The organism is Micromonospora sp. NPDC126480, assembly GCF_040302465.1.
GTDB lineage: Bacteria > Actinomycetota > Actinomycetes > Mycobacteriales > Micromonosporaceae > Micromonospora.
In genome coordinates this window covers 103,276-124,490 of sequence record NZ_JBEORU010000004.1, presented here as the reverse complement: position 1 = coordinate 124,490, position 21,215 = coordinate 103,276, and the positions used below count along the sequence as shown (strand labels likewise).

The 21,215-nt window shown below is 74.0% G+C and carries 17 protein-coding genes and 2 pseudogenes; 8 read left to right on the top strand and 11 right to left on the bottom strand.

Annotated features, from left to right (window positions below; genetic code table 11):
* Positions 1 to 149: 149 nt before the first annotated feature.
* A complete protein-coding gene (locus ABTW87_RS05325) occupies positions 150 to 320 on the bottom strand; it encodes a hypothetical protein (RefSeq protein ID WP_350648709.1) in 171 nt (56 codons plus the stop codon).
* A 195-nt stretch (positions 321 to 515) separates the two neighbouring features.
* Between ABTW87_RS05325 and ABTW87_RS05320 the strand changes: the two genes are divergently transcribed.
* The gene (locus tag ABTW87_RS05320; RefSeq protein ID WP_350648708.1) at positions 516 to 1,205 is read left to right on the top strand and encodes a DUF4191 domain-containing protein; all 690 of its coding nucleotides are present in this window, start codon (positions 516 to 518) and stop codon (positions 1,203 to 1,205) included.
* 77 nt (positions 1,206 to 1,282) lie between these two features.
* On the opposite strand, the gene ABTW87_RS05315 is transcribed toward ABTW87_RS05320, so the two are convergent.
* Positions 1,283 to 1,621, bottom strand: a complete 339-nt coding sequence (locus ABTW87_RS05315; RefSeq protein WP_350648984.1) for an RDD family protein — start codon at positions 1,619 to 1,621, stop codon at positions 1,283 to 1,285.
* Between the two features lie 327 nt (positions 1,622 to 1,948).
* Between ABTW87_RS05315 and glnA (ABTW87_RS05310) the strand changes: the two genes are divergently transcribed.
* The 3 genes from glnA (ABTW87_RS05310) (at position 1,949) to ABTW87_RS05300 (ending at position 4,800) form a co-directional block, all read left to right on the top strand.
* Positions 1,949 to 3,373, top strand: coding sequence for a type I glutamate--ammonia ligase (gene glnA / locus ABTW87_RS05310; protein WP_350648706.1), 1,425 nt, complete (start codon positions 1,949 to 1,951; stop codon positions 3,371 to 3,373).
* Between the two features lie 99 nt (positions 3,374 to 3,472).
* On the top strand, positions 3,473 to 3,832 hold the full coding sequence (locus tag ABTW87_RS05305) for a PadR family transcriptional regulator (RefSeq protein WP_350648705.1): 360 nt from the start codon (positions 3,473 to 3,475) through the stop codon (positions 3,830 to 3,832).
* Entirely contained in the window at positions 3,829 to 4,800 is a 972-nt protein-coding gene (locus ABTW87_RS05300; RefSeq protein WP_350648703.1) for a hypothetical protein, read from the top strand. The genes ABTW87_RS05305 and ABTW87_RS05300 overlap by 4 nt, the downstream gene beginning before the upstream one ends.
* 150 nt (positions 4,801 to 4,950) lie before the next feature.
* On the opposite strand, the gene ABTW87_RS05295 is transcribed toward ABTW87_RS05300, so the two are convergent.
* From ABTW87_RS05295 to mptB (ABTW87_RS05280), 4 genes are all read right to left on the bottom strand, one after another.
* On the bottom strand, positions 4,951 to 5,409 hold the full coding sequence (locus tag ABTW87_RS05295) for an SRPBCC family protein (protein ID WP_350648701.1): 459 nt from the start codon (positions 5,407 to 5,409) through the stop codon (positions 4,951 to 4,953).
* Positions 5,410 to 5,423: 14 nt separating this feature from the next.
* Positions 5,424 to 5,777: an ArsR/SmtB family transcription factor gene (locus ABTW87_RS05290; RefSeq protein WP_350648699.1), complete on the bottom strand. Its 354-nt coding sequence runs from the start codon at positions 5,775 to 5,777 to the stop codon at positions 5,424 to 5,426.
* Positions 5,778 to 5,855: 78 nt separating this feature from the next.
* Positions 5,856 to 7,331, bottom strand: a complete 1,476-nt coding sequence (mptB, locus tag ABTW87_RS05285) for a polyprenol phosphomannose-dependent alpha 1,6 mannosyltransferase MptB (protein WP_350648698.1) — start codon at positions 7,329 to 7,331, stop codon at positions 5,856 to 5,858.
* A complete protein-coding gene (mptB, locus tag ABTW87_RS05280; protein WP_502891528.1) occupies positions 7,328 to 8,746 on the bottom strand; it encodes a polyprenol phosphomannose-dependent alpha 1,6 mannosyltransferase MptB in 1,419 nt (472 codons plus the stop codon). Before mptB (ABTW87_RS05280) ends, mptB (ABTW87_RS05285) begins: the two co-directional genes overlap by 4 nt.
* A gap of 45 nt (positions 8,747 to 8,791) precedes the next feature.
* On the opposite strand from mptB (ABTW87_RS05280), the pseudogene ABTW87_RS30195 reads away from it, so the two are divergent.
* Positions 8,792 to 9,424: pseudogene (locus ABTW87_RS30195) on the top strand (hypothetical protein); the annotation flags it as partial.
* 18 nt (positions 9,425 to 9,442) lie between these two features.
* Positions 9,443 to 10,648: pseudogene (locus ABTW87_RS30190) on the top strand (hypothetical protein); the annotation flags it as partial.
* 63 nt (positions 10,649 to 10,711) lie between these two features.
* On the opposite strand, the gene ABTW87_RS05270 reads toward ABTW87_RS30190, so the two are convergent.
* Positions 10,712 to 13,774, bottom strand: a complete 3,063-nt coding sequence (locus ABTW87_RS05270; protein WP_350648694.1) for a bifunctional [glutamine synthetase] adenylyltransferase/[glutamine synthetase]-adenylyl-L-tyrosine phosphorylase — start codon at positions 13,772 to 13,774, stop codon at positions 10,712 to 10,714.
* A complete protein-coding gene (locus ABTW87_RS05265) occupies positions 13,771 to 14,538 on the bottom strand; it encodes a type 1 glutamine amidotransferase (protein WP_350648693.1) in 768 nt (255 codons plus the stop codon). The genes ABTW87_RS05270 and ABTW87_RS05265 overlap by 4 nt, the downstream gene beginning before the upstream one ends.
* Before the next feature lie 53 nt (positions 14,539 to 14,591).
* Here ABTW87_RS05265 and ABTW87_RS05260 point away from each other — a divergent pair, with 53 nt between their 5' ends.
* Together ABTW87_RS05260 and ABTW87_RS05255 are read left to right on the top strand one after the other, a co-directional pair.
* A complete protein-coding gene (locus tag ABTW87_RS05260) occupies positions 14,592 to 15,521 on the top strand; it encodes a S66 peptidase family protein (RefSeq protein WP_350648691.1) in 930 nt (309 codons plus the stop codon).
* A 220-nt stretch (positions 15,522 to 15,741) separates the two neighbouring features.
* Positions 15,742 to 16,194: a hypothetical protein gene (locus ABTW87_RS05255; protein WP_350648689.1), complete on the top strand. Its 453-nt coding sequence runs from the start codon at positions 15,742 to 15,744 to the stop codon at positions 16,192 to 16,194.
* Positions 16,195 to 16,385: 191 nt separating this feature from the next.
* Here the strand turns inward: ABTW87_RS05255 and ABTW87_RS05250 are convergent, their stop codons facing one another.
* The 3 genes from ABTW87_RS05250 to glnA (ABTW87_RS05240) form a co-directional block, all read right to left on the bottom strand.
* A complete protein-coding gene (locus ABTW87_RS05250; protein ID WP_350648687.1) occupies positions 16,386 to 19,067 on the bottom strand; it encodes an alpha-amylase family glycosyl hydrolase in 2,682 nt (893 codons plus the stop codon).
* 239 nt (positions 19,068 to 19,306) lie between these two features.
* Positions 19,307 to 19,732: a DUF350 domain-containing protein gene (locus ABTW87_RS05245; RefSeq protein WP_350648686.1), complete on the bottom strand. Its 426-nt coding sequence runs from the start codon at positions 19,730 to 19,732 to the stop codon at positions 19,307 to 19,309.
* 91 nt (positions 19,733 to 19,823) lie between these two features.
* The gene (gene glnA / locus ABTW87_RS05240) at positions 19,824 to 21,173 is read right to left on the bottom strand and encodes a type I glutamate--ammonia ligase (RefSeq protein ID WP_350648684.1); all 1,350 of its coding nucleotides are present in this window, start codon (positions 21,171 to 21,173) and stop codon (positions 19,824 to 19,826) included.
* Positions 21,174 to 21,215 lie beyond the last annotated feature (42 nt).

The window sequence follows — 21,215 nt, the reverse complement described above, 5'->3', positions numbered from 1 at the left end:
GGCGGGTGGCGCGGCGGCGTCGACTCGCGTGTGCCCGGGTGGCGCGGCGGCGCCGCCCGGTGGGACGGGGTAGGGGCCGGCGGGTGCCTCGGCCGGGGTGCCGGCCGGCGCGTCTGTCGGCGTGCCGGCCGGCACGGCCGGCGCGGTGCTCACCGGCGGCTGTCGCCGGGCCGGCCGGACCGGTGCCGGCGACTCAGCCAGCCGCGGGCGGAGCGGTGCGGCAGGCTCCGGGCCAGCCGGTCGGCGGCGGCGTCGGCGCGCAACTCGGCCAGGTGCGTACGGTGAACGGAGAGCAGGAACTCCGCGTCGTTGACGAACATCTCGGACTCCTCGTGGTCGGTCTCGCTTGCCGACTCTGACTCTCCGCGCGAAGGTGGCCCGGAAGCATTGGTGCGGTGCCTGATCTTCGCCGTACCACCCTCCTTACCTCGGCACGGTGCGACCGGGGTGGCGGCGTAAGGTACTCAGCCGCCCGCGGATCACCGCGCGTCCCGCCGACCACTAGACTTGCTCCCATGGCAAAGCCCCAGGAGAAGGTGTCGTTCGGCCAGCGGCTGAAGCAGATCGGGATGGTGTTCCGGTTCACCGCCAAGCAGGACAAGTGGTTCGCGCCCTTGGCCTTCGCCGCGGTGGTCATTCCGCTCGCACTCACCGTGGTCGCGTTCCTCGCCTGGGGCTGGTTCTGGATCCCGCTGGGCATCCTGTTCGCGCTGCTGTGCCTGCTGATCGTGCTCAACCTGCGGTCCAACCGCGCGATGATGAACGCCGCCGAGGGCCAGCCGGGCGCGGCGGCGCAGATCATGGAGAGCATGCGAGGCGACTGGCGGGTCACCCCGGCGGTCAGCTCGACCACGCAGATGGACATGGTGCACCTGGTCATCGGCCGGCCCGGCGTGATCCTGCTGGCCGAGGGCAACCCGTCCCGGGTGCGCGGGCTGCTCGGCCAGGAGAAGCGACGGCTGGCCAAGGTGATCGGCTCGGCCCCGCTGTACGACTACGTGATCGGCCAGGAGGAGGGCGAGCTGCCGATCCGCAAGCTGCGGATGACGCTGATGCGGCTGCCGCGCAACCTCAGCGGCAAGGACGTGAACGCGCTGGACAAGCGCATGAAGGCCCTCACCGCCCGCCCGCAGTTGCCCAAGGGCGCGATCCCGAAGAACATGCGTCCCCCGAAGGGCGCCTTCCGCCAGAGCCGCGGCCGCTGACCCACCCCCGCACCGCCTGCTCGACCCCACCCCCACCCCGCGCCCGTCCGGAGGCGGGGTGGGGGCAGGGTCAGGGGTCAGGGGCGGGGGGTGGGGATGATCACCGAGCCGGCGGCGCGGTCGTGCAGGCCGCGGCGGTTGCCGTCCATGATCAGAGCGGGCACCACCAGGGCGAGCAGGGCGCCGCGCAGCAGTCCCCGGAGCACGCCGATGCGTCCCCCGTCGGCCCAGGACACGCAGCGGATGCTCGTGAGGTACATGCCCGGGGTCTGCGCGAACAGGCCGAGGAAGAGGGCGTACTCGAGGATCAGGACCAGCACCGGCGCCCAACCGTCGGTGACCGGGTCGGCGAAGCCCCGGGCGACCAGCAGGCAGAGCACCCAGTCGATCACCAGCGCTCCGAAGCGCCGGCCCAGGCTGGCCGGGGTGAAGGCGGGATCCGCGGCGGGCGGTCGGGGTTGCTGTTCGGGCGTGGTCACAGCGGTCAGGGTAGCCACGCGACCCGGGTGGCTCCCGGGCGGACCACACTCACACCCAGCGCAAAAAGGGACCAAGACCCTCAAGTTTCACTACACTGGCACAGCCGGTCGCCTCCCACCGGCCGGCCGAGCCCCGCCGAGCCGCGCGGGTGACGCTCCGCGAGGGACGTAACACGGCAGAAACACTGGAGACACGGCCGGGCAACGGCGCGGCCATAGCGTCGCCAGCAGCCTAGCCACCCAGTGGACGTGCCAGGAGGACGAGTGTTCGCCAATCCCGAGGAACTCCTGCGTTACCTCAAGAACGAGGACGTGAAGTTCGTCGACGTACGTTTCTGTGACCTGCCCGGCGTGATGCAGCACTTCAACCTGCCGGTCGAGTCGGTCGACGACGACCTCTTCACCGACGGCCTCGCCTTCGACGGGTCGTCCATCCGCGGCTTCCAGGCCATCCACGAGTCGGACATGCTCCTGCTCCCGGACGTCGCCACCGCCTTCATCGACCCCTTCCGCGCGCAGAAGACCCTCGCGCTCAACTTCTTCATCCACGACCCGTTCACCCGCGAGGCGTACTCCCGGGACCCGCGGAACGTGGCGAAGAAGGCCGAGGCGTACCTGGCGGCGAGCGGCATCGCCGACACCGCGTACTTCGGGCCGGAGGCCGAGTTCTACATCTTCGACTCGATCCGCCACGAGACCTCGGCGAACCAGTCGTACTACTACATCGACTCGGTCGAGGGCTGGTGGAACACCGGCCGCGACGAGGAGGGCGGCAACCGCGGCTACAAGACCGCGTACAAGGGTGGCTACTTCCCGGTGCCGCCGGTCGACCACTACGCCGACCTGCGCGACAAGATCGTCCGCCGGCTGATCGACACCGGCTTCACCGTGGAGCGCTCGCACCACGAGGTCGGCACCGCCGGCCAGGCCGAGATCAACTACAAGTTCTCGACCCTGCTGCACGCCGGCGACCAGCTTCAGCTCTTCAAGTACATCGTGAAGAACGAGGCCTGGGCGAACGGCAAGACCGCCACCTTCATGCCGAAGCCGCTCTTCGGTGACAACGGCTCGGGCATGCACACCCACCAGAGCCTGTGGCTGAACGGCGAGCCGCTGTTCTACGACGAGACCGGGTACGCGGGCCTGTCCGACACCGCCCGCTGGTACATCGGCGGCCTGCTGCACCACGCCCCGTCGCTGCTCGCCTTCACCAACCCGACGGTCAACTCGTACCGCCGCTTGGTGCCGGGCTTCGAGGCGCCGGTCAACCTGGTCTACTCGCAGCGCAACCGCTCCGCCTGCACCCGCATCCCGGTCACCGGCAGCAACCCGAAGGCCAAGCGGGTTGAGTTCCGCGTGCCGGACCCGTCGGCGAACGTCTACCTCGCCTTCTCCGCCATGCTGATGGCCGGTCTCGACGGCATCAAGAACAAGATCGAGCCGCCGGCGCCGATCGACAAGGACCTGTACGACCTGCCGCCGGAGGAGTGGGGCGACGTCAAGCAGGTGCCGGGCTCGCTGCCGGCGGTGCTCGACTCGCTCGAGGCCGACCACGAGTACCTGCTCGACGGCGGCGTGTTCACGCCCGACCTGATCTCCACCTGGATCGACTGGAAGCGGAGCAACGAGGTCGACCCGGTGCGCCTGCGCCCGACCCCGCACGAGTTCGCCATGTACTTCGACTGCTGACCGACAGCCAGCACCGGCCGGGCCGGCTCCGCGATCGCGGGGCCGGCCCGGCCGCGTGTCAGGGCCCGCGATACCTTCGCGTCCGATATATTGCGGGTCGTGGACACACCGCTGCGCGAACCCACCTTCCTCATCCTCACCGCGCTCGCGCGCGAGCCGATGCACGGATACGCGATCATCGGCGAGGTCGCGGCACTCTCCGACGGGCGGCTCTCGTTGCGCCCCGGCACCCTCTACGGCGCCCTCGACCGGCTCACCGACGCCGGTCTGGTGGAACCCGACCGGGAGGAGATCGTGGACGGGCGGCTGCGCCGCTACTACCGACTCTCCCCCGCCGGCGACGCCACACTCGCCGCCGAGACGGAACGGCTGCGCCGCAATGTCGAGGCGGCCACGGCACGGCTCCGGTCGCGCGCGATGCGGGCACCGGCCCCGCGTACCGCAGGAGGGTTGGCATGAGCGGGCTGGAACGGCGCTACCGGCGGCTGCTGCGCGCGTACCCGGCCGACTACCGCCGCGACCGCGGCGACGAGATCGTCGGGACGTACCTCGACCTGGCCGGCCCGGACAAGCGCTGGCCCTCACCCGCGGACGCCGCGGACCTCGTGCGCGGCGGCCTCCGCCAGCGCATGCGCGCCGCCGGCGCCGTCGACCTGGCCCCGGGGGTACGCCTCGCCGCCCTGCTCGCCCTGACCACCGCCGCGTTCCTGGCCGGGCTCTGGATGAGCGGTGAGCTGACACCGCCGCCGGCGGCCTGGGGGGTTCCGCGCTTCGGGCCGTTCGCGTCGGCGGGGGTGCTCGCCTGGGTCGCGTGGGTGGCGGCCGCCCTGCTCGCGCTCGTCGCACCGGGCCGGCCCACCCGCGCCGCGGTCGCCGTCGCCGTGCTGGCGACCGCGGCGGTGCCGGTCGTCAGCAGCGTCGCCGGCCTGCCCCGGCCACCCCTGATCGCGCTGGTGCCGCAGGTGGCGCTGGGCCTGCTGGCGCTAGCGGCGGACGCCCGCCCGGCGCTGCCGGCTCGGGCCCTGCCCGCGGTTGCGGCGGTCGTCGGCGCCGGCACGGCCGCCACCCAGGAGTCCCACTGGGCCTGGTACCGGTGGACCGCGGAGCTGGTCCTGCCGGCGGCCGGCGGGACGCTGCTCGGCGTCGCCGCACTGCTCGCCGCCGGTCTGGCCATGCGACGGGACCGGAGCGGGTTCTGGGCCCTCGCCGCCCTGCTCACCCCGGTCGGCCTGCTCAACGTGCACATCCTGGCCGGCATGGTGGACGGCCTCGGCGGCGCGCCCCGGCCGACCTACCCGACCATGGTCGGTACCGCCGTCGTCGTCGGTCTGCTCGGGCCGCTGCTGCTGCCACTCGCGGTGGCGGTACGCCGCCGGTCGGCGTCGCCTCCCGCTGGTTCCTGCCCCACCTGTGGCGCGCGGCGCTGACCGGCCTCCCGCCGGCGCCACGTGCGCGCTTGTCGCCGCCACACCCTGCCGTTCGACCACCGAGGCCGGCTCGCCGCACCCGTCGCGCGGGCCCGGCGGCCGGCCCCGGCCTGTGCACACCACCCGCCGCTGGCCGGGGCACGCCGGCCGTCAGCGGGCGAGCAGGGCGTCCAGCTTGGTGAAGGAACTGCCCCAGCCCTGTTCGGCCTGCCCCGCCATCTCGACCGGGAAGGGGCCCTGCCGCAGGACGAGCCGCGTCTTCCCGCCCGGCTCGTCGTGGAACTCCAGGCGCAGCGTCAACCGGGTGCCGTCCGGGAGGCCGGGGATTCCCTTGACCTCCTCGTAGCCGACCAGCAGCTCGTTCTCGACGATCTCGGCGAAGGCGCCGTCGCCGGGCGAGGTCATGCTCGGGTCCTCGTCGTTGACCATGGTGAAGCGCTGGTGTCCGCCGATCCGCACGTCGAAGTCGACCGTGTCGCGTGGCACCGACCAGCCCACCGGGCCGAACCAGGCGGCGAACTGGTCGGGGTCGGTGAACGCCCGCCAGACCAGTTCCCGGGGCGCGTCGAACACGCGGGTCATGACGAGTTCCTTGGTGGTGTCGGTCATCGTGCTGTCCTCTCCTACTGCGGATCGTCAGTCGTCTGTCGCTTCTGCGCCTGGATGCGGCGCAGGTGGGCGTCGAGCCGGTCGAAGTTGGCGTCCCAGAACTGCCGGTAGCGCTCCATCCACGCCGTGGCCTCCCGCAACGGCTCCGGATTGAGGCTGCTGGAGCGCCACTGGGCGGTGCGGCTGCGGCTGATCAGGCCCGCCTGTTCGAGCACCTTCAGGTGCCGGGAGATCGCCGGAAGGCTGATGTCGAACGGCTCGGCGAGCTCCGAGACGGTGGCGTCCCCGTCGGCGAGCCGAGCGAGGATCGCCCGGCGGGTGGGGTCCGCCAGCGCCGAGAAGATGACGCTGAGCCGGTCGGTTGCCACTTACTTAACCACCTCGTTAATTAACTGATGCGTTAAATGTAGGGCGTGGCGTGGCGCCGGTCAAGCCTTCGGGGCAAGTCAGTCGAGGCGGGCGTGGCGCAGCCGGGGCAGCCCCCACGCCAGCACACCGACGACCAGCACGGTCATCGCCACCGCGCCCGGGGCCTTCACCAACCGCGCCACGTTGGTGCCGTCCGGCAGGGCGAGGAAGGCCGCTACCGCGCAGGGCACCACGAACCAGGCGGTCCGGGCCGCCGCCACCGCGAGCACCGCCAACGGCCAGGTCGCGTACCAGGGGTGGAAGACCGGGGCCAGCGCGACGGTGGCGGCCAGCGCCAGCCCGGCGCCGAACAGGGTCACCCGGGGGCGGGCCGCACCCAGCCGGGCCACGCGCTGCCGGACGTCGTTCAACCCGCGCAGCGCGGACCACGCCCGCCACCACAGCAGGACCAGGAGCGCCACCAGCAGCGCCAGGGCGACGACCCGTGCCACCGGCACCGCCGCGGGCCGCCGGCCCGCCAGCTCACCGGCGTAGTCGACCACCATGCCGATCGCCGTCGGGGGCGAGGTCCACTGCTCCGAGTCGCCGCTGCGGTTCAGCCCGCTCAGCCAGCCCAGACCGAGCCCGGACAGCGCCGAGGCCGCGCCGAGGGCGGCGACCACACCGGCGGTCAGCCAGCCGCCGTCGCGCAGCAGCGACCGTACGGTGTAGCGGCCGAGCACGGCGGCGAGGGCCGCGAACGGCAGCACCACCACCGCGGTCGCCTTCACGCCCACCGCCAGCCCCAGCAGCGCACCGGCGAACAGCAACGGCCGCGGCCGGCCCGGGAACCGCACAAGCACCAGCAGGCCGAGCAGCAGCAGCCCGAGCATCACCGCGTCGTTGTGCGCCCCGGCCACCAGGTGCACGCCGACCAGCGGGCCGGCCAGCGCCAGCCACACCGCGCGGCGGGCCGGCACCCCCGCCGCCCGGGCCAGGCCGAGCAGGCAGAGCGCGGCGAGCAGCACGCCGGCCACGGCGACCAGGCGCAGCACCACGACCGTGCCGACCAGCCCGCCGCCGAGCGTCACCGCCAACGCCGCGAGCAGGACGAAGACCGGCCCGTACGGCGCGGGCGTGTCCCGCCAGATCGGGGCGACCGCGTCCACCCACGGGCAGCCGGCGGCCGCCACCCCGGTCGCGTACGGGTCGACGCCGTGCGCGTACGCCCAGCCCTGGCAGGCGTACGAGTAGACGTCCCGGCTGCCCAGCGGGGGCGCGACCAGCAGCGGCAGGGCCCACAGCCCGGCCGTCCGGTACGCCCAACCGGTCGACGGCGCGCCGGAGCGCAGCGCCCACCAGGCGCCGACCAGCAGGCCGGTGCCGGCCAGCCAGAGCCCGACGGTCAGTGCGCCGTCGTCCGAGTTCCACACCCGTTCGGTCGTCGCACCGGGCAGCGCTCCCCCGACGTACCCGGCGACGGCCAGCAACCCGGCACCGGCCAGCCCGGCGTACCGTGCGACCAGCGCCCGGGTGGTCCCCGGCGGGCCCGGCGGAACGCCGGGTTCGGTCACCGGCGTACCCCTCCCGGCTCGGCGGCGGCCGGCCGGCGGGCCGCCCGAGCCGACCGTACCAAGCGGACCGCCACCACGATCACGAACAGCGTCATCAGCGGCGCCCCCGCGGTCTTGGTGTACCGGGGCAGGCCGGTGCCGTCCGGCAGCACCAGGAACGAGGCCACCAGCGCGACCACGGCCGCCCAGTCCGCCCGCCGGATGGTGGCCGCCAGCACGGCCAGCGGCCACATCCAGTACCAGGGATGGAACAGCGGCGCCAGCGCGACGGTCGCGGCCAGCGCGAGGCCCGCGTACCTCAGCGGTTCCCCGGTCCGGGCCCGCCACCACAGCCACGGCAGCAGCAGGGCGAGCACCGCCACGCCGATCGCCCGGGTGACCGGCAGCGCGTCGATGTGCCAGCCGAACGGCAGCGCGAGATACCCGAGGGTCTGCCCGACCGCCGTCGGCGGCGAGGTCCAGGCGATCACCAGGCCGCCCTGCTCCAGCCCGGCGATCCAGCCGAAGTCCAGGCCGGCGGCCAGCGTCACGCCGACCACGGCACCGACCGCACCGCCGACCACCGGCCCGCCGTCGCGCAGCAGCCCGCGCACGGAGTACGCCCCGGCGAGCGCGGCCAGCGCCGCGAACGGCACCGCCACCAGCGCCGTCACCTTGACCGCGCCGGCCAGACCGAGCAGCAGCCCGCCGGCCAGCAGCGGACCGGGACGCCCGGGCCGGGACGCCACCACGGCCAGACCGGCCACCAGCAGCCCGACCATCAGCGCGTCGTTGTGAGCGCCGGAGACCAGGTGCACCCCGACCAGCGGCGAGCCGAGCGCCAGCCACAGCGCCCGCCCGGCCGGCACCCCGCAGCGGCGGGCCAGCACCGGCAAACCGGCCGCGGTGAGGGCGACGCCGGCGACGGCGAGCAGCCGGAACAGCACGATGCTGCCGACCAGCGAGTCGGTGAGCGCCACCACCGCACCGGACAGCACGACGAACAGCGGCCCGTACGGCGCCGGGGTGTCCCGCCAGATCGGCGAGATGGTGTCCAGCCAGGGGCACGGCAGGGCGGACACCCCCTGCTCGTACGGGCTGAAGCCGGCCGCGTAGGAGGCGCCCTGGCAGGCGTACGCGTAGACGTCGCGGCTGCCCAGCGGCGGCGCGACCAGCAGCGGAACCAGCCAGAGCCCGACGGTGACCAGCGCCCACCGCGCGGACGGCACCCGGTCGCGAAGCGTCCACCACGCCCAGGCGAGCAGCCCGAGGCCGACGGTCCACACCGCGATCAGCAGCGGCCCGTTCGGGCCCTGCCACACGGCGACCGGGGTGACCCGGTGCGGCGAGGAGGGCAGGGCGCCACCGAGGAAGGCGGCGACGGCGAGCATGATCGAGCCGGCCACGCCGGTCCAGCGCGCGAGGTGGAGAGGCACGGAAGGACATGCTGCCAGTACGGTGGTCGCGGTACGGAGGTGGGCATGCGGGGCAGACGGGTGGTGGTGCTGGCCGCCGCGTCGGCCGTGCTGCTCGGTGTGACGTACCTGACACTGCCGCCGATGGGTTCGGACCTCGCCGCGCAGGTGGCCCGGGCCGACTTCTTCGCCGCGTACGGTGTCACCCCGGTCGACCTGCGCTGGTACGCCGGCGTGCACCAGTTCGGCTACAGCCTGCTCTCCCAGCCGGTGATGGCGCTGCTCGGCGTCCGGGTGACCGGCGTGCTGGCACTGGTCGCCTCGGCGGCCGCGCTCGCCGCCCTGCTGGTACGCACCGGCGTGCCCCGGCCGCTGCTCGGCTCCCTCGTCGGCGTGGTCACGCTCGCCGGCAACCTGGTCGCCGGGCGGGTCACCTACGGGCTCGGGGTGGCGTTCGGCCTCGCCGCGCTGCTCGCGCTCACGCTGCCGGCGGGTGCCGGCACGGTGTCCCACCGTCGGGCCGGCACGGTGCCTGACCGTCGGGCCGGCACGGTGCCTGACCGTCGGGCCGGCACGGTGCCTGACCGTCGGGCCGGCACGGTGCCTGACCGTCGGGCCGGCACGCCGGGGGCAGCGACCGGTCCGGGGGCGGCGACCGGTCCGGGGGCGGCGACGGGCCCTCGGGCGGCGTCCGGGTGGCGGGCCGGCGCGCCCCGGCCCGGGTGGCGGCGGCTCGGGCTGGCCGCCCTGGCGGCGCTGCTGGCCGCCGCGACCAGCCCGGTCGCCGGTCTCTTCGTCGGGTTGGCCGGCACCGCGCTGCTGCTCTCCCGCCGGTACGCCGACGGTCTCGCGCTCGGGGTGGCCGCCGCGCTGCCGCTCGGGGCGACCACGCTGCTCTTCGGCGACGGCGGCTGGATGAACATCAGCCGCACCGACACCGTCCGCGCGGTGGTGACCAGCCTGCTGGTGGCCGCGCTTGTGGCGTACCGGCCGGTGCGGGTGGGCGCGCTGCTGTCCGCGGCCGGGGTGGTCGCCGCCGCGCTGCTGCACACGCCGGTCGGCCTGAACGCGACCCGCCTGGCGGCGATGTTCGCACTCCCCCTGCTCGCCGCGTGTGTAAGGAAGGGCCCCCTATTAACGCCTCCGGTAGAGGAAGGGCCCCCTGTTAACACCCGTCGGGCGGGGTGGGCGTCCGTCGACCCGAGGCGGGCGCGGTGGGCGTCCCGCCGCGTGACCGCCGCGCTCGCGCTGGCCGGCCTGCTCGCCGCCGTGTGCTGGTGGCAACCGCCGGTCGCCCCCGCCGACCTGCGCAGCGCCGCCGACCCCGCCGCCCGGCCGGCCTACTTCGCCCCGCTGCGGGAGTTCCTCGCCGGGCAGCGGCTCACCGGGCGGGTGGAGGTGCCGCCGACCCGCACCTACCGGGAGGCGGCCGCGCTCGGTGAGGTGCCGCTGGCCCGGGGCTGGCTGCGGCAGGCCGACATCGAGCGCAACCCGCTGTTCTTCACCACCGTCCCCGGGGCCGCCGGCACCGGCGTGCCGCTGACCGAGGCGACGTACCGCGCCTGGCTCGCCGACAACGCGGTGCAGTTCGTCGCCGTACCCGACGCGCCGCTGTCCTGGGTGGGCCGGGCCGAGGCCGAGCTGGTGCGGGGCGGCCTGCCGTACCTCCGCGAGGTGTGGTCCGGCCCGCACTGGCGGGTGTGGGCGGTGGCCGACCCGACGCCGCTGGTCGGTGCCCCGGGTGTGCTGGTGGGCATCGACGGCGCGGCGGTCACCTTCCGCACCGCCGGCCCGGCCACGGTGCCGGTCCGGGTCCGGTACAGCCGCTGGCTGACCGCCTCACGCGGCGCGACCGTCCGGGCCGACGGCGCGTGGACGACCGTCACCGTCCCGGCCGCCGGCATCTGGACGCTTACCAGCTGACCCACCGGCGGGTGTTAACAAGGGACCCTTCCTCTACCGCAGGCGTTAAGAAGGGGCCCTTCCTTACATCTCGAGGACGCGTTGCATGGCGGTCCGGGAGCGGCGGCCGGTGCGCAGGTACTCGTCGAGGAACTCGCCAGGGTCGTCGCGCCCGAGCAGCCGCGCCGCGCCGGCCAGCTCCACCCCGTGCCGGGGCAGCTGGTCACCGGACCGGCCCCGCACCAGCATCAGCGCGTTGCGTACCTGCGCGGCGAGCGTCCAGCCGGCCGCCATCGCCTCGGCGTCCGCCGGGTCGACCAGGCCCGCGTCCCGGGCGGCCGCGAGGGCGTCGAGGGTACGCGTGCCGCGTAGCTCGGGGCGCCGCCCGGCGTGCCGGAGCTGGAGCAGCTGCACCGCCCACTCGACGTCGGCGAGGCCACCCCGGCCCAGCTTGGTGTGGGTGGCCGGGTCGGCGCCCCGGGGCATCCGCTCGGTCTCCACCCGGGCCTTGATCCGGCGGATCTCGACGACCTGCTCGCGGGTCAGGCCCTCCACCGGGTAACGCACCGGGTCGATCATCGCCACGAACTCGGCGCCCAGGTCGTCGTCGCCGCAGACGAACCGGGCACGCAGCAGCGCCTGCGCCTCCCACACCTTGGACCAGCGCGCGTAGTACTGGGCGTACGCGGCGAGGCTGCGCACCAGGGGGCCCTGTCGGCCCTCGGGCCGCAGGTCGGCGTCGACCCCGAGCGGCGGGTCCGGTGCGGGCATGCCGAGCAGTCGGCGCAGCTCCTCGGCGATGGCGTGGGCGGCGGCGCTGGCCGCGCTCTCGCTCACGCCGGCCGGCGGGTCGTAGACGAACAGGACGTCGGCGTCGGAGAGGTAGTTGGACTCGTACCCGCCGAGCCGACCCATGCCGATCAGGGCGAAGCGCAGTCCCGGCATCGTCGGCTGGGCCGCACGGGCGGCCCGCAGGGCGGCGGCCAGGGTGGCGTCGGTGACGTCCGCCAGCGCGGTGCCGACGGCGGTCACGTCGGCCAGGCCGGGCGCGGCCCGGCCCTCGGCGCGGGGCGGCGACGGTGCCAGCGAGCCGGCCCGGCTGAGCACGTCGGCGCAGGCGAGGCGGACCAGTTCCCGCCGGCGCAGCGCGCGGATCGCGCGGGTCGCCTCCACCGGGTCGTCGGTGTGTCGGGCCGCGACCGCCGCGAACCCCTCGCAGAGTACGTCCCGGGGGCGCGGGGTCAGCTCGCTCTCCTCGGCGAGCAGGCGCAGCGCCTCCGGCTCGCGGGCGAGCAGGTCGGCCGCGTACCGCGAGGAGGAGAGCACCCGTGCGAGCCGGCGGGCCACCGGGCCGGAGTCCCGCAGCAGCCGCAGGTACCACGGCGTGCTGCCGAGCTTGTCGGAGACCTGGCGGTAGTTGAGCAGGCCGCGGTCGGGTTCCGGCGCGTCGGCGAACTCGCTGAGCAGCACCGGCAGCAGGGTGCGCTGGATGGCGGCGGTGCGGCTCACCCCGCCGGTGAGGGCCTGGAGGTGCCGCAGCGCTCCGGCCGGGTCGGCGAAGCCGAGGATCTCCAGCCGGTTGCGGGCCGCCTCCGGGGTGAGCCGCAGCCCGTCGGCGGGCACCCGGGCGACGGACTCCAGCAGCGGCCGGTAGAGCAGCTTGGCGTGCAGCCGGCGTACGTCGGTGGCGTGGGCGATCCACTCGGCCCGGAACTCCTCGACGGCGCTGCGGCCGGGTGTGGCGGCGTAGCCCAGCGCGGCGGCCAGCCAGCGCAGCGCGGCCGGATCGGTGGGCACGGTGTGCGTGCGGCGCAGGCCCTGCAGCTGCAGCCGGTGCTCGACGGCCCGCAGGAACCGGTAGCCGCGCAGCAGCGCCTCACCGTCGGCCCGCCCGACGTACCCGCCGGCGACAAGCGCGCGCAGCGCCGGGATGGTGCCCGGCGCGCGCAGCGTCTCGTCGCCGCGGCCGTGCACGAGTTGCAGCAGCTGCACCGCGAACTCGATGTCGCGCAGCCCACCCGGGCCGCGTTTGATCTCGCGTTCCAGCTCCTTCGGCGGGACGTGATCGATGATCTTGCGGCGCATCGCGCGCACGTCCTCGACCGCCTCCGGCCGCTCGGCGGCCCGCCAGAGCAGCGGCGCCAACTGGTCGATCCACTCCCGGCCGAGCGCCAGGTCACCCGCCGCCGGCCGGGCCTTCAGCAGCGCCTGGAACTCCCAGGTACGGGCCCACCGCCGGTAGTAGGCGAGGTGACTGGCGAGGGTGCGGACCAGCGGGCCCCGGTTGCCCTCGGGGCGCAGCGCGGCGTCCACCGGCCAGGCGACCAGCCCGCAGATGTGGATCAGCCGGGTGGCGACGGTCGTCGCGACGGGGAGGTCGTCGTCCTCCGCGGCGACGAAGATGACGTCGACGTCGGAGACGTAGTTCAGCTCGCCACCGCCGCACTTGCCCATCGCCACCACGGCCAGCCGCGGCGGGGCCGTGCCCTCCGGGAGCTCACCAAGCGCGATGCCGTACGCGGCGGCCAGCGTCGCGTCGGCCAGTGCGGAGAGCGCGGCCATCGTCTGTTCCAGGCCGCGGCCGCCGGTCAGGTCGGCGGCCGCGATCCGCAGCAACGCCAGGCGGTACGCCGAGCGCAGCTGCGCCACCGGCTGCCCCGCACCGGTCAGCTGGAGCTGCCCGTCGGCGGACGGCGCCAGCCCGTCCGGGGCGGTCCGCAGGGCCGCCCACTGGTCCGGGTTGGCGACCAGGTGGTCACCGAGGGCCGAGGAGGCGCCGAGCACGGCGACCAGGCGCCGGCGCAGCCCCGGGTCGTCGTGCAGCGCGGCGAGCAGCGCCGACCCCACGCCGATGCCGGTCGCCGCGCCGCCCGGCCCGCCCGCCGCACCGGTCGCGACGCCGGCGCCGGCCGTCCGCCGCTCGGCTTCCACGAGCCGGTGCAGCTGGCGCAGCGCCAGGTCCGGGTCGGCGGCCCGGGACAGCGCGGCGAGCAGCTCGGCCGCCGGCTCGTCGGTGGGCTCCTGGGTGTCCGGTCGCCACAGGCCCAGCCCGTCGGGGCCGAGCAGGTCGGCGGCGCGGGCCCCGCCGTCACCGGTGCCGAAGCCGTACCGGGCCAGCCGCCCCGCGGCCCTGGTCGGCCGGCTCATCCCTGCCCGAGCAGGGGAAGGCTGCGGCGGGCACCCTCGTCGAGCTCGCCGAGGGCCAGGGCGGCGAAGCGCGCCGCGAAGGGCTGCCAGACCTCCTCGACGTCGACCATCGCCGCGTCGCACGCGGCGACCACCACCTCCGGGTCGTAACCCAGATCGGCCAGGAGCGTCGAGTCGCCGGCCCAGTCGGCGATCATCGCGGTGTCGCACTCGATGTGGAACTGCAGGCCCCACGCGCGGTCGCCGAGGCGGAACGCCTGGTGCGGGTAGCGGGTGGAGGCCGCCAGGAGGGTCGCGCCGGCGGGCAGCTCGGTGATCTCGTCGGAGTGCCACTGGAGCACGTCCGGGATCAGCGGGACGTACCGGAAGAGGGGGTCCTGTCCGGCGGCGTCGCGGCGGCCCACCACTGCGGGGCCGACCTCGGGACCGGACGGGCTGCGCTCGACCGTGCCGGCGTGCGCGGTGGCGAGCAGTTGCGCGCCGAGGCAGATCCCCAGCGTCGGCACCCGGTGCCGGACGGCCTTGCGCAGCAGCGCCTCCACCTGCGGGAACCACGGCGCGCCGGGCGAGCCGTCGGGCCGCGGGTACGCCTGCTGCTCGCCGCCCAGCACGACGAGCGCCGCCCACCCGTCCAGGTCGGCGGGCAGTTCGTCCCCGGCGTGCGGGCGGACGACCCACAGCTTCAGACCGGCCTCGGTCAACCACTCCCCCAGCCGCCGCACGTCGTCGGTCGGGTCGTTCTCGATCACCAGTGCGGTTGCCACGACGTCGAGGCTATCCGGTACGCCCGCCGGGAAGCTGGTTAGGCTCGGCCCCTGTGATCACCGACGAGGTCCTCCGTCCCCCGGCGCTGCGCCCGGGTGACACCGTCATGCTGGTCTCGCCGTCCGGGCCCACCCGGCCGGAGCGGGTCGCCCGGGGCGTCGAGCTGCTCACCGGCTGGGGCCTGCGGCCGGTGCCAGCCCCGAACGCGTACGCCCGCCACGGCTACCTGGCCGGCGCCGACGAGCTGCGGGCGGCGGACCTGAACACCGCCTTCGCCGACCCGGAGGTCCGGGGGATCATCTGCACCCGCGGCGGCTACGGCGCCCAGCGGGTGGTCGACGCCATCGACATGGCCGCCGTACGCCGGGACCCGAAGGTGGTGGCCGGCTTCTCCGACATCACCGCCCTGCAGTTCGCGCTGTGGCGGGGCGCCCGGCTGGCCGGTGTGCACGGGCCCGGGGCGGCCTGGCGGGACGAGCGGACGACGCTGGAATCGGCGCAGTCCCTGCACGCGGCTCTGACGACCACCGAGCGGGTGACCGTGGCGGCCCGCGAGGGCGAGGAGACCTACGCCGTCCGGGCGCCGGGCCGGGCCACCGGCCGGCTGCTCGGCGGCAATCTGTGCCTGATCGTGGCGTCGCTCGGCACCGCGGACATGCCGGACCTGACCGGGGCCGTGCTGCTCGTCGAGGAGGTGCAGGAGCCGCCGTACAAGGTCGACCGGATGCTGACCCAGCTCCGCCGGGCCGGCGTGCTGGAGGGCGTGGCCGGGGTGGCGGTCGGGCAGTTCACCGAGTGCGCCGACGGGTGGGCCGTGGACGTCGCGGACGTCCTGCGCGAGCGGCTCGGCGACCTTGGCGTACCGGTCCTCGGCGGCCTGCCGATCGGCCACGGCGCCGGCCAGCTCACCGTCCCGGTCGGCACCGAGGCGGTGCTCGACGCCGACACCGGCACCCTGACGGTCGCCCCAGCGGTCCGCTGACCGCCCCGCCCCCTCCCCTCCCCCCTCCATCGCACCCCGGCAACTTCGGGGAAGTTGCTGCCTCACGGCCGCGTATGACAGCAACTTCCCCACAGTTGCGCGCATCTTGGCGGCGCGGGGCTCGGATTGCCAGCTCGCTCATAGGGTCGGCACGGGTTTCCTCCAGCCGTCGCGGTCACTGTCGGTGATGTCATCGCACCACGACGACTTGGAGGACGACATGTCTCGCACGATTCGCAGGAAGCACCTGCTCGCCGGTCTCGCCGCAGCGGGTGTGCTCGGTGTCGGGGTCACCGTGCCGGCCGTCGCGCTGGCTGCCGACAACACCTCGCCGAGCGCCAGCGCCGGCGAGAGCACCGACCGGGAGCAGCGGCGGGCCGACCGGCAGGCGGAGTTCGCCGAGGCGCTCGCGACGGAGCTGGGCGTCGAGGCGGACAAGGTGACCGCCGCGCTGGAGAAGCTGCGCGAGCAGCGGAAGGCCGACCGGCCCGAGCGGCCGGACGCCGCCGACCGGCAGGCCGCGCTGAAGGAGCGCCTGGACCGGGCGGTCGAGGACGGCAGGCTCACCCGGGAGCAGGCCGACGCGATCCTCGCCGCGGCCGAGGCGGGCGTCCTGGGCGGGCCGGGTGGTCGCGGCGGCCACGGGGGCTTCGGCGGCCACGGCGGCAAGTGACCGGCTGACCCCTCGGCCGGTGCATGCGCGGGCGGGCCGTGACCGGCTTCACCCGAGCCGGTGCATGCGCGGGCGGGCCGTGACCGGCTTCACCCGAGCCGGTGCAAGCTCGGCGGGCGGCACGCCGGGGCGGGCCGGTGCCCCGGCCACGCCGCCCGCCCCGGCGACGCGGCCGGGGCGGGCGGCACGGCTCACCTCAGGTACGGCCCGTCGACGCCGATCTTCCCGGGTGCCGGGTTGCCGGGCAGGTCCAGCACGTAGGCGCGCAGGTTGCCCCGGCCGCTTACCGACGCGGTGAGCCTGCCGTCGGTGACCACCCGGCGGTCACCGGTGACGGCGTCGGTGTACGTGCCGTTCGGTACGCCGCTGAACGTCGCGGTGCCGGAGACGGTGACCAGCGCGAAGCTGTCCACGCCGCCGCCGGTGTACCGGCGCTTGTACGCCAGTTGGTTGCCGCTGATCCCCTCGGTCGAGTACTGCCCCTTCTGCAGGGCGGGGATCGCCCGGCGGATCAGGTTGAGCCGCTGCACGTGCTTGACCAGCGGCTTGTCCAGGGTCTGCGCGACCGGCCCGGTGGCGTCGGCGACCACGCCGAAGTCGGCGGCGGTGACGCTGCCGGCCAGGTGGCCGCCGTAGTAGGCGCGGCCGGTGGTGGCGAGCGGGCAGGTGGGCCCGCAGTCGATCCGCTTCCCCTTCTGGAACTCGATCTCGGAGCCGTAGTAGAGCGTCGGGATGCCGCGGAAGGTCCACATCAGACTCATGTTCTCCGCCCACGCGTCGGTGCCCTCCGCGTACCGGACCGAGGACTTGTTCGGCCCGTAGTCGTGGCTGTCGACGTAGACGACGTTGTACGTGGCGTCGTTGTAGCTGTCGTCGGAGTCCCTCCCGTTGTGGAAGGCGTTGTGCGCGTCACCGAAGTTCATGTGCATCCGCATGTCGATGACGTTCATGCCGGAGAACCGCGAGTGGTCGGGCGTGTGGTAGTCGTTGCCGCGCAGGAAGGCGTTGTCGCTGGTCGGCTGGTTTCCGGTGCCGAGCAGTTGCTCGTACTCGTACTGTTCGATGGCGGCACGGACGTCGTCGGGGCTGTACTCGCGCCGCTCCTTCCAGGTGAAGAACTGCGCCGAGTGGTTGACCGAGCCCCGGTTCCACTTGTCGTTGACGAACGCGGCCACCTCGCCGAAGACGTAGAAGTCCGCGCCCTTGGCGCCGTGCCGGGCCACCGCGTGCTCCCGGATCGCCGGCAGGAACCGACGGTTCCAGGTGACCCGGGGAATGTGCACCGCGGTGTCGACGCGGAAGCCGTCGACACCCATGTCGATGTACCGGTTGTACGCGTCGATCAGGTACCGCTGCACGGCGGCGTTCTCGGTGTTGAAGTCGGCCAGGTCCTCGTGCAGCCAGCAGCTGCGCGAGTCCTCACCCTCCCAGTTCCCGATCCAGCACTGGTGGTACAGCTCGGCGGGGAACAGGCCGCTGGTCGGGGTCGGCCACTGGCAGTGGTAGATCCGGTGGCCCTCCTGGCTGTACGCGCCGGTGTGGGTGCCCCAGTGCGGGCACCGGTTGCCGGCCGGCTCGGTCGACGACCACAGGTCGCCGCTGTACGGCCGCCCCTTGGCGAGCGCGTTCTGCGCCGGGGTCAGCGCCGGGTCGTTCCCGTCGTGCTCGGCCATCGGGTCGTACTCCCGGCCCGCCTGCGGCTGGTCGTAGTACCACCGCCACTGCTCGTCGCGGACGCCGTACACCGTCGGGGTGAACAGGCCCTTGGCGCCCCAGCGCGAGCTGTGGTTGTAGACCACGTCCTGGAAGATCTTGATGCCCTTGGCGTGCGCGGCGTTGATCAGGTCCTGGTAGCTCGCGCCGGGGCTCTCCAGGCGCGGGTCGACCCGGTGGAAGTCCCAGCCGTGGTAGCCGTGGAAGTCGTAGTCGGACCGGTTGAGCACCACCGGGGTGATCCAGAGGGCGGAGAAGCCGAGCGCCTTGACGTAGTCCAGCTTGTCGATAAGCCCTTGGAAGTCGCCCCGGAACATCGGGTCGTCGTTCGCGGCGTTGCCGGAGCGGACGTGCTGGCTGCCGCCCCGGTTGTTGCCGCTGTCGCCGTCGGCGAACCGGGCGGTCATGACGAAGTAGATGGTGTCCTCGCGCGGGTCCCCGCCGAGCGGGCTGCCGCCGGGCGGCGCGGGCGGCGTGTCCCCGGTGGTCGCCGTCGCGGGCGCGCTCGCCGCCGACCGGTTGCCGGCCGCGTCGAGGGCGCGCACGGTCCAGGAGTACGCGGTACGCGGCTGCAGGGCGCTCTCGACGTACCGGGTTCCGGTGGTGGGCACGGTGACGGTGCCCGAGGCGCCGCCGGTGCGGGCGACCTCGTAGCCGGTCACCGCCCGGTCGTCGGTCGAGGCGGCCCAGGTCAGGGTGACCCGCAGCCCGTCCACGGTGGCGGTGAGTCCGCCCGGCACGCTTGGCGCGCTGGCGTCCGGCGGGCCGCACGGGTCGGCGGCGTCCGGGGTGACCACGCCGTCGACGACGGTGACGACGCCGGCGCCGAGCCGGTAGTCGGCGCCGTTGTTGTTGTCCCAGACGCCGGAGCCGTTGGTGAAGACGACCTTGAGTCCGGTGGCGGCGCCGAGGTCGATGGTCTTCCGCCGCCAGCCGGTGCAGGCTGTGTCCATCGGGACGCCGGGCACGGGGGTCCACGCGGAGCCGTCGACCCCGTAGTGGATGTTCACCGAGCTTCCCCAGGCAGCCGGTGGCCGGTAGTGGACGGTGATTGTGTTCGCGGCGTTCGCCGCCGTGAGCGGCAGCAGGCCGACGGCCAAGCCGGCGACGAGCGTGAGCGCTGCCCACCGGCGACGGGTGATGGTGACGGTCCGCCTCATGGTGGCTCTCCTGACACCCGCGCCCGGTCGAAACCGGACGCAAGGTAACTGAAGGCGCCGCAAGAACTTGCAACGCGGATGCCAGGAAGTTACCAGCTTCGATTTCCGGAAACCAGGGGTTCACACTCGCCGATGCCCGGGCAGCACAGATGACGGTTCCTGGAAGCGCTTGCACGTCCGGAAACCGGTTACGGACGGCGCGTACTCCGGCTCCTGCTCCTGGTCGACCCGTGGACCGGTCAGGCGATGCAGGCGCAGACGATCAGGGCGGCGCCGAAGTGCGTGGCCGCGCTGACCCGGGCCGCCGGGTGCGGCTCCTCGGAGCAGATGATCTCGCCCAGCTTGCCGGGGGTGAGCAGGTCGAGCACGAGGAACGCCAGCGCCATGATGCCGAGCCCGATCAGGCCGAAGAGCACCGTCGACGCCAGCCCCTTCGCGAAGTCGCTGTAGCTGGTGAGGATCGCGGTGAACACGATCGCGGCGATGCCGAGCTGGTTGGCGGTCAGCAGCAGCGCCGCGTTGCCGTTGCGCCGCTCCCAGATCAGCTCCCGCAGCCGGCCCGGGGTGAGCAGGTCCACCAGGCCGAACCCCGCCGCCAGCAGGCCGACCCCGACGACTCCGAACACGACGCTCTGCCAGGCACCGCTGAGCAGATCCTCAAGCACCGAACCGCCTCCCGACCTCCGGCGCCCGGCAGGGGTGCGGGCGCGGTGATCGAGACGATAGCCGTACCGCGCCGGTCCGGCGATCCCCCGATCAGAGCGACAGGTAGCGCTGCCGCTCGTACGGGGTGACCTCGCGGCGGTACTGCTCCCACTCAGCCCGCTTGTTGCGCAGGAAGAAGTCGAAGACGTGCTCACCGAGCACCTCGGCGACCAGTTCGGAGCCGGCCATCACGTCGATCGCCTCGGAGAGGTTCTCCGGCAGCGGCTCGTACCCCATCGCGCGCCGCTCGGCGCTGGTCAGCGACCAGACGTCGTCCTCGGCGCCCGGCGGCAGCTCGTACCCCTCCTCGATGCCCTTAAGCCCGGCACCGAGCATCACCGCGAACGCCAGGTACGGGTTGGCGGCCGAGTCCAGCGAGCGGACCTCCACCCGGGCCGAGTTCGGCTTGCCGTACGCGGGGACGCGGACCAGCGCGGACCGGTTGAGGTGCCCCCAGCAGACGTACGCCGGGCTCTCGGTGACCCGGTCCGGCAGGGCCTGCGGGAACAACCGCTTGTACGAGTTGACCCACTGGTTGGTGACCGCCGTGTACTCCCGGGCGTGCGCCAGCAGGCCGGCGATGAACGCACGGGCCACCTTGGACAGCTTCATCGGGTCGCCGGCGTCGTGGAACGCGTTGCGCTCCCCCTCGAACAGCGACAGGTGGGTGTGCATCCCGCTGCCCGGCTGGTCGGTGAACGGCTTCGGCATGAAGGTGGCCTGCACCCCGGTGGAGAGCGCCACCTCCTTCACCACGTGCCGGAACGTCATGATGTTGTCGGCGGTGGTGAGCGCGTCCGCGTACCGCAGGTCGATCTCCTGCTGGCCGGGGGCCACCTCGTGGTGGCTGTACTCCACCGAGATGCCGATCCGCTCCAGCGCCAGCACGGCCTGGCGGCGGAAGTCCCGGGCGACCGCGTGGGTGGTGTGCTCGAAGTAGCCGCCGGTGTCGACCGGGACCGGCACCGAGCCGTCCATCGGACCGTTCTCCAGCAGGAAGAACTCGATCTCGGGGTGGGTGTAGAAGGTGAAGCCCTTCTCGGCGGCCTTCGACAGCGCCCGGCGCAGCACGTGCCGCGGGTCGGCCCAGGACGGGCTGCCGTCGGGCAGCAGGATGTCGCAGAACATCCGGGCGCTCTCGCCGCTCACCCCGCCCTCGAACGGGAAGACCTGGAAGGTCGTCGGGTCGGGCATCGCCACCATGTCGGACTCGAAGACCCGGGCGAAGCCCTCGATCGCCGAGCCGTCGAACCCGATGCCCTCCTCGAAGGCGGCCTCCAGCTCGGCCGGGGCCACCGACACGCTCTTGAGCGTGCCCAGCACGTCGGTGAACCACAGCCGGACGAACCGGATGTCCCGCTCTTCCAGCGTACGGAGGACGAACTCCTGCTGACGGTCCACTTCCACCCCTCGCGACACTGTTGTCCGCCTTCGGCCGGGGCC